The following is a 13723-nucleotide window of genomic DNA, read 5'->3' on the forward strand; positions in this document are numbered from 1 at the left end:
CACGCTTTTCTCTGAAATAGCAATCTGCGTGCGATGTTTGTTGTTTTTGACAAACATCGCTTTGCGGTTTTTAATGCCTCTTCTTAAGTTGTATGGTGTCTTGCCACACTGAATTATGGCACATATGACATTCCCGGCGATCATGTGCTTTGCAATGAGTCTTAACGATCAGACATGCCGTCATTTCGATAGAGGCACTCAGGAATTTCGAAGAGATGGCCACTCCTTCTTCTGTTTTCTCGACGTTCACAGAAGCAACGACCAGGTCGAACATCATCCGTGACCGGATCATGTCGATTGAAAGCTATGAGAACCCGAGTGTTGGCTGGAAGTTGCATCAGACTGTCGCTGCAGAGGCCTGCTCGGATGGCACGACGTCCCTGGAGTATTTCCTGTCATTACTGGTGCAAGGTGATCAGTCTCGCCAGCTAGAAGTTGATTTCGGTGCAGGAAAGTTCCGTCGGGCCTCTCAACCCGGAACTCTTGTCTTTGCTGATTATCGTTTTCCGCAAATCCTCAAAGGTGTTGGGCCGTACCATTCGATTGCACTGACGATCACACACGACTGCCTGCATCATCGGATCTGCCAACTCACTGATGGGTGGTTACCTTCTCTGGAGCGATTGTCATCAGGGTCATTTCAAGACCAGACTATTGAAGTCCTGCTGAAGGCGTTTGTCGCCAAGTGCCGGCAACCATTTCATTATGGCCAAAATGAATCGATTGAAGACATCCTGACGGGGATCTGTCGAAGACTGATACATATCGCAGCCCCTCAAATGAAGCTGGCCCCGAGAGAAATCAAAACCTATCCTCAGATCCAGAAAGTTCTGAGGTACATGCAAGCTCATTTTGATAAAGACCTGAGCCTGGAAAGTCTGGCGGCAGTGGGAGAAATCAGTCCCGCCTATCTGTCACGTCAGTTCCATCGGGCGATGGGTATGACATTAAAAGCGTCATTGAAAGCACTACGAATCGAGGCGGCCAGGCAACTGTTAAGCCATGCCCCTGAAAGCACAACGATTTCCGAAATCGCGGCACGCTGCGGTTTCTATAACACATCATATTTATGCTCAACCTTCCGCCAGCAAGTGGGAACAACGCCTGACGTTTATCGCCAACACCTCTTTGAACAGATGGCGTGCCACAGAATTCCCAATGAATCGGTTGACTTGCCAGGCTCAAAAAAGTGACGGCATGAAATCGCTTGTCTCCAGCCAATTGCTTTCGTCAGTCAGATCACCAATCATCGTCCAATCACTTTTGCGAGCTCCCAGTCATCCCGGATCTCATGAGAACCTGACATTGTATGAACGAGAGACTTCTGACTGTCGATAATAGCCTTCAGCCTGACGACCAATATACGAAGCCATCGGTGCTGATCGTTCTCTTCCAGCTATTCCTGGTCATTCTCGTCGTTCGGGAATTCGAGGTAGAGAAGTCGCGCGGACTGACTGAACTGCTGTACGGCGTCGCAGGCGGGTTCCTGCTATTCATCGCCACACCATCGCGATACCGGCTTCCTGTCTTCCTGCTAATGTCACTCGCTCTGTGCGTTTTCGTGGTGGGCTGGCTGAACTCCGCCTGGATCTGGGGGTTAGGGGGAGTTCTGATCGCGATCTGCCACTTACCGATCCCAAGAATCGCCCGGGCCGCCTTGCTCGTCACCGCTGGTGGAGTGCTCGCTTACTTCCGATCATCCATCGACATGCCCTTCTGGCCGGTGATTGGCTCGATGTTCATGTTTCGCCTGATGATCTATTTCCGCGAGATTGGCAAGGAAACAACCAACGAGCCGCTCTCGATGAGACTCTCCTATTTTTTCATGCTTCCCAACGTCTGTTTTCCATTTTACCCGATCGTCGACTACCGAACTTTCTGTAAGTCGTGGTTCCAGCAACCGGCTGATGAAACCGCCCAGCGCGGCGTTCACTGGATCACACGTGGACTGATCCAGCTTCTGCTCTACCGGGCCATTAAATACTTTCTCCTTCCTTCCCCTGAGGAAATCCGAACATTCGGGGATGTCGCACTGTTCGTGGCAACGAACTATATGCTCTACCTGCGTGTGTCCGGTGCGTTCCATATCATTACAGGAATCCTGCATCTCTTTGGATTTAACCTGCCTCGAACACACAATAACTATTTCCTCGCATCCAGCTTTACAGATATCTGGCGACGAATCAATATTTACTGGAAGGTTTTCCTTGAGCAGATGTTCTTCTATCCCGCCTTTTTTCGACTCCGGAAATACGGAGTAAAAGCGGGGTTAGTTGGAGCAACCGTTTTTGTCTTTATCGTCACCTGGATCTTTCATTCCTATCAGGTCTTTTGGCTGATTGGTGACTTTCCGGTAGAAACGAACGAGATCGTCATCTGGTCGCTGGCGGGGATCTTGCTCACGATCAATGTGCTCATCGATTTTCACCGCAACCGCTCGAAAACCCGCAATCGCGGCGTGACAACTATCCCGCAGGCAATGCAACATGCCTTTCAGGTGATGGGCGTGTTCACCTTGGTCGCACTGTTTTGGGCGTGCTGGACAATGCCAGGTTTCTTTCTGGCGATCCAGGTGATCGCTACGACAACTGAAGGGTTCTGGCGAGATGGATGGCTGGTTTTTGTGGCCATCTCAGCCCTCTTTGTGATCGGTGTTCTCGTTCAACTGATCAGAAAGCCAACCAGTCGACGGGGCGTTTCAATCCCACTGACGACTCCACAAATCCAGCGGTCGGCAATCATCAACTGTTGTGCCATGCTGGCCCTCCTGATTTTTTCTACACCCTGGTTTGCAGATCTCTTTGATCTGAAACGCCGCGAGATGATTGTGAGAATGCAGCGCGAGATGCAGACCGCCATCGATGTGGCTCAGGATGTACGCGGCTACTACGAACAACTCGTCAATGTGAACTCACAGGTTAATCCACTCGTGGGAGCAGGCAAATCGTCTTTAAGGCCCAATGCCCGAATCTTTATGGAACTGACCCGATCACGAGATGACCTTTTAGAGATCGAATTAATCCCCGGTTGGAAAGGAACGCTGGCGGGCAGCACCGTGACGATTAATAGTCACGGGATGCGAAACCCACCGGTCTCAAAATCCAAACTACCACAGACCTACCGGATCGCCATTGTCGGTTCGAGTGTCACGATGGGCTACGGCGTGGAAGATGATGAGTCGTTTGCCCGTCTTCTCGAAGTAAAATTCAATGAAGCGATGCCGCAGGGGGGGCCACGAGTTGAAGTCTTAAACTTCGGGATTGGGCAATACTATGCACTCCATGTGGCTGCTTCCTTGAGGGCCAAGGTCTTTGACTTCCAGCCTGACGCGCTCTACTTCATTGCACATCAAGGAGAATTCTATGGCCCCCCCAGGCACGTTGCCTCACACTGGGCCAATGGAAGCGATCTTCTCTATCCGTGCCTCGACCAGATCATGAGGGAAGCAGGCGTCACCCGGCAGACGCCTCGTGGAACGGTCGATGTCGTGCTTCAGCAAAGATCCGCTGAAGTCGCCACTTGTATTTATCGGGGGATTGTCGACGATTGCCGGCAGCGAGGCATCGTGCCCGCATGGATCTACCTTCCCATCCCTGACGTCACAGAACTTATCGTCAAGCCTGGCCCCATCGTGGAAGTGGCACGCCAGGCGGGATTTGAAGTGCTTGATCTGCGAAACTGGGCCAAAGGCGTCAACGCGGAGACCATCAAGCTGGCCAAAGGTGACCACCACTTGAATGCCGCCGGCCATCAGTTAGCAGCCAATAAGATCTGGCAAGCCATTCTGCAAGACCCCATTCTTTCCAAACCACTAAATGAGCCTCTAAAAAACAAATAGCCCGGACAACCTAACTTCACGAGTCCACCCTCGTTCAATCGCCACCAAACCTGAACAAACAGACCTTCGTTCAATCGGTTCGTTTCTCTTCATCGCCAATATTGTCCGCGATCTCAGGATTTGCTCTTCACGAAGCCGGAAATTAAAATCAACCTCCCGCGTCATGAGTTAAACTACTGCGTTGTCAAAGTATAAAATTCGGGTTTCTTCTGTTGTTAAGTCCGACAACGGAGGACGTTGCAGCGACATCAACCTGAAGACAAAGCCGTGACACGGCACTGGAGGCCATATTGCAAATTTCATCGCCTTCATAGGCACGGATTTTGCCAATTCTGAGGGCGACACTCGGGTACAATCTTTCTCCATCCGCTGGAAATTTCATGTCAAAACGGGCCTTCGATTCAGAGAAGGCAGTGAAGAATCAACCCCATGAATGTTATCGATAACTTCTTACGAAATAGCCGGTTTCTGTCGCGTGACGTTCATCAGTGTGAACGCATTCGCATGAACCCCGCGTGGTATCGCGATTGCATTCTGGGATTAGAGCATTATACCGATCGCGACAGTGGCTGGGACCTTAACGAATTTCTCCTTTCAGAAGCCTGCCATCTCCTCGAGCCAGGGCGGCACTATTTTCTTTCTCTGCTCGTCGGCAGCGGTGGCGGGCATGAACTCGAAGCGGATTTCGGGGCTGGCCGATATCGTCGGCCCAATGAACCGGGCCGCATTGTGTTTGGTGATGAAAAAACGGTCAGACGACTTCAAGGCATTGGCCCTTATCACTCCATCGCAATTTATATCCGTCGAGACCTCTTTGAGGCTCAGGCAGAACAGTTGCTTCAGGGGGAGATCCCGTCACTCGAACCATTGGTTTCCAAGTGCCTCAGAGATCCTGCTCTCGAAATTCTGATCCATCGTCTCAGGGACAGTTTTCGTGATCCGGAAAGCTCTCACCACACACCGAAAGACGTGGAAGACGATATTCTCCGTCGGCTGCTGACGCTCGCAGAGGCCGAAGTGCCCGGCGTTCACTCGGATGACACGTTGCGGCCTGAATCGATCCAACGCGTGATCGATTACATGCAGCAGCATCCCGATCGCGATTTGAAGCGGGATGATCTGGCGGTGATCGCTGGCGTTGTCCCCGGACACTTCACACGGCTATTCCGTCAGACCGTCGGCCAGACTCCCAAGCGATTCCATCAGACCATTCGCATTGAACATGTTTCCCGATTACTGCAAACCGCTGACCGCGAAGTTTCTATTTCGGCCATCGCCCAACAGTGCGGATTCAGCAGTCCGTCACATTTTGGAAGTGAATTCAAACGCCAAATTGGCATAAGCCCCGAGGCATATCGCTCATTTTTCGCGCAGGATACTGCCAAATTTTAATGAAAATGACGGCGGGTCGACCGGGAATTCTTTGATCGGCGCGCTTTTTCCGACAGGTCGCCCTGACCACAACGAAAGTCAGACTGACACGCTCACCACTTTGACCTGCCGCAAAGCCTGATTTCATAAAAGCTTACGAACGCTCATCTCGTCGAGGCACGACAGGAACAGAACCTCTGAGGCATCTGTTTTGCTTTCTAAAATGTCGAGTTTTTCATTTCAACGACATTATTTGAAGGAAGATCCGATGCGAAGAAATGCGTTCACTTTGATTGAACTGCTGGTGGTGATTGCGATTATCGCGGTCTTGATTGCGCTGCTGTTGCCAGCTGTCCAGCAGGCCCGTGAAGCCGCCCGCAGGTCTCAGTGCCGCAACAGTTTGAAACAGATCGGACTGGCGATTCACAACTATCTCGACGCTTACCAGCGTATGCCCCTGTCCGGTATGAAGACCACAAACGGACCATCTCTGAACTCCTGGTCAGTGTCTCTACTGCCTTACATGGATCAAGCGAACTTGTACCAGAAATTTGCTGGCAAACGCTTCATGGACGTCCTTCAGACTGACCTTACCACTGCCCAGACCGTTGTGCCGGCTTTCCTCTGCCCTTCGGATCCGACTCCACCGCTTAACGACAACCGCCAATTTGACCTGAGCGGAACCAGGACTTCGAGCGCCAAATCCAACTATGTGGCCTGCTCTGGCAACCTGACAAGCAAGGGGGCTTTCAACTCGACCACTTCCATAAAAATCCAGGACATTACCGATGGCATGAGCAATACCTTTTTTGTAGGAGAACGCCGCAGCGAAAAGGGGGGCTACGCCGGACTTCTTTTTGGTGGCCGCTCACCAAAACTCTCAACTGATGGTCTGGTCTTTGGCGACGCTTTTGTGGCATTGGGGGCTTACCGCATGGGTGATGGCTATAACAGAACGTCGACCAATGCTCCAGACGTCGCTTTTTCCAGTGCACACACTGGTGGCGCTCATTTCCTTTTCGGCGATGGATCCGTTCGCTTTATCAATGAAAACATTGACTGGCTGCCTTGCACATCCTCCACAGTGGAGCAGTGGGGCACATTCAATAAATTATGTGCGATCTCTGATGGTTATACCGTCAGCGATTACTAAACGGCACCTTGGGTATAGCTCGCATACGATCTGAGATTGATAACCAGGAATCGTCTGGCGTTTACTTAGAACATCCTCACGTGCCTTGTCACGGCTTTATCCTGGGGTTTCATGCGTAACAACGTCCTCCGCCGCCGGACGTTACCATTGATCCAATCCTGATTTAATACTTTGACAATGCACGAGTGAGTCACGGCTTCGTCACCTGGAGCAAAGATTCACGGCTCAACTCATCCGTTTGGCGATTTTGACAATAAGTAAAATCGCCAAACGGATATTTTCCTTTAATCTCAATTGATAGAGCATTTTCGTTAACCGGGGACAATATGTATCGTCGCAAATCTTTTTTTCGATTGGCAAGTGCCTGCTTGTGGGTCGTTGTTCTCGCTAGTGGTTGCGGAGGTGCGAGAATCAGCGAGTACGAACGTGATCAAGCCACACTGCAGGCAGCGAAAGGCCAGTTAGAAGCCACTGGAGCGAAAATCGAGGTTAAGCAATTCCCTCAAGGAGATGCTTTTATTGTGAATCTGAGTGGCCAGACTTTAACAAAAGAGACCTTCGCTCAGCTCGATAAATTGAATCGGATTGTGGAGCTTGATCTCAGCAAAACCAACTTCAAAGACGAGGATATGGCTGAAATCTGCCACACAAATATTCGCGGCGTCCTCATGAAATTGAATCTGAGCGATACGTCACTGACTGATAGAGGGCTAAATGAGATAAGCTCGGTTTACTTTCTGCATGAACTCAAAGCAGAAAATACACAGATCACCGACGACGGCCTCAAGGGATTAAAAGATCGCTGGCCCGCGATTAAAGTCAAGAAGTAATAATCTCGCTCCACTGAGTCATACAGCACCTCACCATGCCGATGGTTGTGGGCATGAACTCTTGTTTTCCGGCTGCTTTTCAAGTGAATCATTGAAACCATATCCCACATGACGAGATGACGTAAAACAGTAGGGCGCATGAAGTCTTCGGAATGCACCAGCTATTGCATTGCACGCCGAATTGGTGCATTGGCATGCACCCCACTAGCTGAGTCATATAGCAGACCGCCATGCCGATAGTTGTGGGCATGAACTCTTGTTTTCCGGCTGATTTTCAAGTGAACTACTGAAACCATCGCCCACATGACGAGATGACGTAAAACAGTAGGGTGCATGGAGTCTTCGGAATACACCAGCTATTGCATCGCACGCCGAATTGGTGCATTGGCATGCACCCTACTAGCTGAGTCATATAGCAGCCCGAAACGCCGATAGTTGTGGGCATGAACTCTTATTTTCCGGCTGCTTTTCAAGTGAACTACTGAAACCATCGCCCACATGACGAGATGACGTAAAACAGAAGGGCGCATGGAGTCTTCGGAATGCACCAGCTATTGCATTGCACGCCGAATTGGTGCATTGGCATGCACCCTACTAGCTGGCGGTGTTCAGGGTGATGGTGTTTCCATTGTCATCGTTAATGAGCGTCGCGTTTGATACCGGCAAAGATGACCCTAAAAAACAGGATCAGCCCTGACATCCGTGGATGCCGGGCTGATCTGTTGTGGATTACACTTCCATTGATTCAGAAATCGAAAAGCCTCAGATCGGATTTTCAAAGAGGCCAGGCCAATCGTCCGTTAGCAGCCTTCTGCTGCTGAACGAGATTGGGGAATGCGGTCATCGACATCATAGGCCATGCCAATCGCACGGAGGGCCTTGATCGACCACCAGGTGATGTCAAATTCCCACCACTTGTGGCCGGCAGGAGCCACGTTCGGGTGAGCGTGATGGTTGTTGTGCCAGCCTTCGCCGTAAGCGAAGATCGCGACCCACCAGAGGTTCTTGGAAGCATCGCGGGTGTCATAATTTCGGTAGCCCCAAAGATGGGTCGCCGAATTCACGAACCATGTGCCATGATAAACCAGCGTCATTCGCAGGCAGAGTGCCCACAGGAGAACCGACACGCCGGTGTAAAGATCAAGTCCACCAGCCAGGTAACCCAGACCAAAGAAGAAGACACCGGAACCGATCAGGATCAAGCCATAATAGCGTTCAAAGAATTGAAGCATGGGATCCTTGATAAGATCTGGTACATAACGTCGCATGACCATGGCCTTGGCATCGGGTGAGCGACGCACGAACAACCAGGCAATATGCGACCACCACCGGCCATCGAATGGCGAGTGAGGATCACCTTCGTGGTCGGAACGCTGATGGTGCAGGCGATGCGTGGCTGTCCAGAAGAGAGGGGAACCTTCTCCGGAAAGCACGCCGCACAAGGTACAGAGGAAGCGAAAGGGTTGACGCAACCGCAACGAGCGGTGCGAGAGACAGCGATGATAGGCCAGGCAAATCCCAATACTGCCTGTCAACCAGTGCATCACCAGAAAGACGCCCAAGGCTGTCCAGGTGAAGAAGAAGGGAGCGGCAATCGCACCCACGTGCATAATGGTCAGCCAGCCAACCACCGGCCAGTCGATGTTACTCCATCGCAGTTGGCGGGGGCTGTATGATTCGTACATGGTGGACAGGGCCGGATTATTTTCACCGACGACGCCCTTGGACGCACTGCGGGAGGCCCGGACTGCGTCGGCAATCTCTTTGGCTGACTTTTGTTGTTTTACTGGCGGAGCAGACACAGGTGCCATCGCCACCGCTGCGACAGGTACGACAGCTGCAACTCGCTCGCTGGGTGCTGCGTCTGAAGGAAGGGTGCTGGCATCAAACCCGCCAAGCGTCTCATCGTCGGTAGTTGCTGCCACCGATTCACAAGCTGATCCGCTCTTGCCATCGCAACACGGCGTCAGGTTCTGAGAAGCGACTTCCAGTGAAGCAACATCCTGTGGAGCTGCCAAAGGCGTTGAGTCAGGAGCGTTTTTCAAGGATTCATCGGCCGGTGCAACCGGAGAGAGTGAAGAAGGAGACATATCCAAAATTCCCGAGTTGGTTATTAAGTCGTCGGCATCCCCGACGGGACGGGGAGTCTTATAAACCAAACATCGTGATTAGTGTGTCTGTTGAGTGTAAACCTTTTGTCAAACTTGTGTCATCCCGTAACCTCTTCCCCTGATTCATCTTGCGCGGATCCCTCCGCAACGAAGCGATATCCGGTTCCGCGAACTGACAAAATATGGGACGGTTTTGAGGAGTCTGGCTCGATGAGCTTTCGTAATCTCAACACAAAATTGTCGATTGTCCGCGTGGTGACTTCTGCGTGTTCATCCCAGACATGGTTGAGAATGCGAGTGCGCGACAGAACTTCACCTTCATGCTCGATAAAGTATTTGAGCAATTCGAGTTCCAGCGTTGTCAGACTGTGAGCACGCTCCCCCACATGCACCTGAAAAGTCTGGAAGTTCACCACCACTTTCCCAAACGCAAATTTGTGCCTGACATCAGGGCGTGCCGTCTCGGCTTCAGATTCCACCGCAGTTTCCCGCAAGTCATTGACGCCGCCCTGAAGCGCAATGGCTGCTGCCAGGGCTTGCCGCCGTTCGATCAGGCTTTTCACCCGGCTGAGAAGTTCGGGGAGAGCAAACGGCTTGGTCATGTATTGATCCCCTCCCAGATCGAAGGCGAGGATTTTGTCCTCGCTCAGCGTTCGGGCCGAAAGCACCAGTACGGGGATCATCACGTTCTTCTTTCGGAGTTCGCGAAGAACTTCATATCCGGATAAGCCGGGAAGCATCAGATCCAGCACAATCAAGGCAAACTCATCACCACCCGACTGCTCCAAAGCCGCCAGTGCGAGATGCCCATCGGGAGTGACCAGAACCTCATACCCTTCCTGCTCAAAATTGAACTTCAGGCCATCGGCAATGGCTTCTTCATCTTCAACAACCAGAATTTTCATTGCATGACTCGTCCGGGTAAGTCGACTTCGAACGTAGTACCAACCAGAGAGGGGAGTTCTTCGACAGCACTTCCCCCGCCGCGAACAGGGGTTCGATCCCAACTGCCCACTGGCGAAGACGAAGCATGGACGTAAACCTTGCCCTTCAACTGCTTGACCAATGTCTGAACAATATAAAGGCCCAACCCCGTCCCTTTTGTGCGCCTCTGTAATTCATTGCCAGACCGATAGAACATCTGAAAAATGCGTTTGTGTTCTCCTGGAGGAATCCCCTCACCATTATCAGTAACCCGCACGACAATGCGACCGCGATCGCGTGCACGAACCTGAACCTTCACCAGCGGCGGATGACCACCATACTTTATGGCGTTATCAAACAGATTGCGAAAGATCGTTTCTACCACCACCTGGGGTGCCCGTAAGACAGCTGTCTCCAGGTCGAATTCAAAAATGTCACCCGCCTCCTTTTGATAGTGGCCAGCCACATCCTGAGCCACTGATCTCAGCAGCGAATCAAGCAACAGATCTGTCGTGGGCGTCTGGCGGCCAATCGCGTCAATACGCCCGACTTCCAGCAACTGGGAAATCAGATTGTCGAGCCGTTCCAGCTCGCGCGACATGGTGGAATAAAACTTCTGCCGCTGATCATCCGAAAGAGTCCGCAGAGAAAGCGTCTCCAGGTACAGACTGAGTGAGGCAATGGGTGACTTTAGCTCATGCGTCACGGCATCGACAAAATTGGATTGCCGCTGATTCAGCCTCACTTCCTTAATCATCAACACCATGTAGACAGAAAGCCCCGTCAGAATCAGTGTGAATACCACCACACCAAGCACCAATGCCGCCCACCACGTGTTCTGCGCAAACAGCACAATCCACACGATCATCAGGCTCACATTCAGCACAATGAGCGTCACACTCAATGTGATCGGAAGATGAAGTGAGCGGCGTTTCCGGAAGAGGGCACTCATGGATTTTCAGGAATCAGGAACCACATTCAGACACGGGCGACAATGGCCACGTCCTATTCTTGCGCAGGAAGCGTTCTTTGGGAACAGTGTTCTCTTCAGGTTTCCGAAAGTCAATTTGTAGCGATTTGACAACCTGACGGGATGACCTAAGGTTCTGGGGGTTCATGCGAATGCAGGCATTTGTCGAGTCGATTCACTGAAAGACCGGACAGATTGCCTGATCGGGCCATTTGCAGAATCGTGCAGAAGGAACTTTTGCCGATCATTATGGCATGAGATTTCTTCGCGAGTCATCAGCCTCAATGGTATTTCTTCGGTATTGGTAATGACACTGACTTCCGATTCCGCAGTGCTCGACTTAATGGCATCAGCCGGAGGCCCTGATGTTGTGCCAACGCCATGCTATCCGCTGGATTCCTCGAGAGTCCTGCTGGGTCTGGTGAATCTTGTTCGCCGCTCAGAACGGGACAGCACACCTGACCGGGCGGATGTTCAACTTTGCGGACTGATCAGTCATCGCGTTTTCCGCAGCCTGCTTAATGGACTGCAATTTCGTGACCCCGCCACGATGCGGCACAGTCAGCGTGTGGCCAGATTGGCGGCTGGGCTTGCCAAATATCTTGGCTGGGACGATCGCAACCTGCGTGCTCTGGAAATTGCCGCACTTCTTCATGACTTGGGAAAAGTGGGTGTCCCTGACAGCATTCTGTTTAAACCCGCCAAGTTGAATGCCGACGAACTGCGTCTGATGACCCAGCATTACATGCTAGGGATCGACATTCTCGAAACCTGCCGTGTTGACCCTCTGATTCTGCGCATCATCACTGACTCACACCATCGGTATTCACGCACACCTCGCGGCAACAAGGCATTTAGTGAAATCCATCAAGGGGCACGAATTCTTGTCGTCGCGGATGCTTACGAGTCGCTCAGCCATGATCAGGTGTTCCGACGGGCCAAAGCTCACGACGAAATTCTCAAACTGTTGAATGAAAATGCCGGAACTCAGTTCGACGGCAACATCGTTTCCGCCATGCAGCGATGGATACATACCTATGGCCCACCTGCGTTAGATGGCTCGATGACGGAAGAAGAGCCGCTGGTTCACTATTTCGCCCCTCCCTCTCATGCCGAGCTTGCAGAAGCAGCGAATCTCAGTCATCTCTTTAGCTATCTCCACACGCTGCATGGTCTCTATGACGGCATGTCGATCATTGATTCCAATCGACGCATTCTCGTCTGGGATCGTGGCGCAGCCCAGACTTTGCAACGTCCTGCCAACGAGATTGTCGGGACAACCTGGAAACCGCAATTATTCGGGTATGCCGATGACCGGGGTGTCCCCCTGGCAGCCTCGCAATGCCCGGTTGAAGCGATCTGCGCGACCGGTGCCAGCTATGCCGCCACATTAAATATGAACAATGGGAATGGCCAACCGGTCAGCCTGGAAATTCAGGCCTTTCCTTTAATCGATAAAAACCATCGTTTGCAAGCGATTGCCGAGATCTATCGCCGGACAGAACGAGAAGATGAAATCATCGCGTCTCCTGAACTACACGCCCTCAAAATGATGGCCAGTCAGGATGCTTTAACACGTGTCGCGAATCGGGGAGAGCTTGATAGTCAGCTGGAACAGCTGCTCAAAAAGTATCAATCCACCGGGGCCAATGATCCCTTTAGTGTGATCTTTGTTGATGCCGACCACTTCAAAAGTATCAATGATAAATATGGACATACTGTTGGTGATCAGGTGCTGGTCGATCTGGCCCGGTTGCTGCAGCATGAGTCCTATTCCGGCGAGATTATTGGCCGCTATGGCGGTGAAGAGTTTATTGTTGTCTGCCCGGCGTCAGACCTCGATCTGGCGGTGAGAAAGAGCGAACGTTTTCGGATGAGCATTCAGTCGATGCGGCTTTCCGATCAACCATCACTGCGAATCACCGCGTCATTTGGTGTCACGCAAGTGATCGCCGGCGACACGGTGGCCTCTCTAATTGAACGGGCCGACAAAGCCCTTTACGAGGCCAAACAAACCGGGCGCAACCGAACCTGCCAATTGATGTCAACAAACGGTCGCAAAGCCTCTGCGTCATCAGATTATCAGGACGACGACGAAGATCCTTTCAAACTGGTGCAACGATTTCATATCGGGGTCGGTCAGGGGATCGTCCAGAAACTGACAGGCTTTGTCGATGATCACAACGCGAAACTGCTGACCGTAGAACCGGGGCGCGTGAAAATGCGATGCGGTTCAGGGACGATCTTTGGCATGTGGGGATGGATGAACAGCATGCGACCCGTCACGCTGGAAATCGTCCTTCCGGAGATGGTGGATATTCATAAAGGGCATGCCTCACGCCGCGGCCCCAATTCTCCTGAATCCATCTGCGTGACGGTGCGAGCGGTCGGCAATGCCCGTTCACAATCGACATTCCAGATCCGGGCCAAGCACTTGCTCATGGAACTCAAAGAATACCTTGTCCCTTGCGACAGCCCCACGCTGAAATCGTGATCGCAAAAGCCGACACCGCAGGTGACATGCCC

At 51.9% G+C, this 13723-nt stretch carries 9 protein-coding genes; 6 read left to right on the forward strand and 3 right to left on the reverse strand.

The genetic code is table 11. From position 1 onward, the window contains the following. Nucleotides 1–215 precede the first annotated feature (215 nt). From SH287x_RS15710 to SH287x_RS15730, 5 genes are all read left to right on the forward strand, one after another. The gene (locus SH287x_RS15710) at nucleotides 216–1193 is read left to right on the forward strand and encodes a helix-turn-helix domain-containing protein (RefSeq protein ID WP_479515328.1); all 978 of its coding nucleotides are present in this window, start codon (nucleotides 216–218) and stop codon (nucleotides 1191–1193) included. Between the two features lie 116 nt (nucleotides 1194–1309). Then, entirely contained in the window at nucleotides 1310–3838 is a 2529-nt protein-coding gene (locus SH287x_RS15715; RefSeq protein ID WP_479515329.1) for an SGNH/GDSL hydrolase family protein, read from the forward strand. Nucleotides 3839–4267: 429 nt separating this feature from the next. Then, complete coding sequence (locus SH287x_RS15720; protein ID WP_479515330.1) at nucleotides 4268–5230, forward strand: helix-turn-helix domain-containing protein; 963 nt, start codon at nucleotides 4268–4270, stop codon at nucleotides 5228–5230. Nucleotides 5231–5477: 247 nt separating this feature from the next. Then, entirely contained in the window at nucleotides 5478–6362 is an 885-nt protein-coding gene (locus SH287x_RS15725; protein WP_479515331.1) for a DUF1559 family PulG-like putative transporter, read from the forward strand. 326 nt (nucleotides 6363–6688) lie between these two features. Beyond that, a complete protein-coding gene (locus tag SH287x_RS15730) occupies nucleotides 6689–7192 on the forward strand; it encodes a hypothetical protein (protein WP_479515332.1) in 504 nt (167 codons plus the stop codon). Nucleotides 7193–7992: 800 nt separating this feature from the next. Here SH287x_RS15730 and SH287x_RS15735 read toward each other — a convergent pair. The 3 genes from SH287x_RS15735 to SH287x_RS15745 all read right to left on the reverse strand — a co-directional run bounded on the left by SH287x_RS15735 (nucleotide 7993) and on the right by SH287x_RS15745 (nucleotide 11179). After that, a complete protein-coding gene (locus SH287x_RS15735; protein ID WP_479515333.1) occupies nucleotides 7993–9282 on the reverse strand; it encodes an acyl-CoA desaturase in 1290 nt (429 codons plus the stop codon). A gap of 119 nt (nucleotides 9283–9401) precedes the next feature. Beyond that, complete coding sequence (locus SH287x_RS15740) at nucleotides 9402–10208, reverse strand: response regulator transcription factor (RefSeq protein ID WP_479515334.1); 807 nt, start codon at nucleotides 10206–10208, stop codon at nucleotides 9402–9404. Beyond that, nucleotides 10205–11179 (reverse strand): sensor histidine kinase, encoded by a 975-nt coding sequence (locus SH287x_RS15745; RefSeq protein WP_479515335.1) that lies wholly within the window; start codon nucleotides 11177–11179, stop codon nucleotides 10205–10207. The genes SH287x_RS15740 and SH287x_RS15745 overlap by 4 nt, the downstream gene beginning before the upstream one ends. Nucleotides 11180–11504: 325 nt before the next feature. Here SH287x_RS15745 and SH287x_RS15750 point away from each other — a divergent pair, with 325 nt between their 5' ends. Continuing rightward, a complete protein-coding gene (locus SH287x_RS15750; RefSeq protein WP_479515336.1) occupies nucleotides 11505–13691 on the forward strand; it encodes a diguanylate cyclase in 2187 nt (728 codons plus the stop codon). The last annotated feature ends 32 nt before the right edge of the window (nucleotides 13692–13723 follow it).

The sequence above is a fragment of the Planctopirus sp. SH287 genome, from assembly GCF_056500625.1.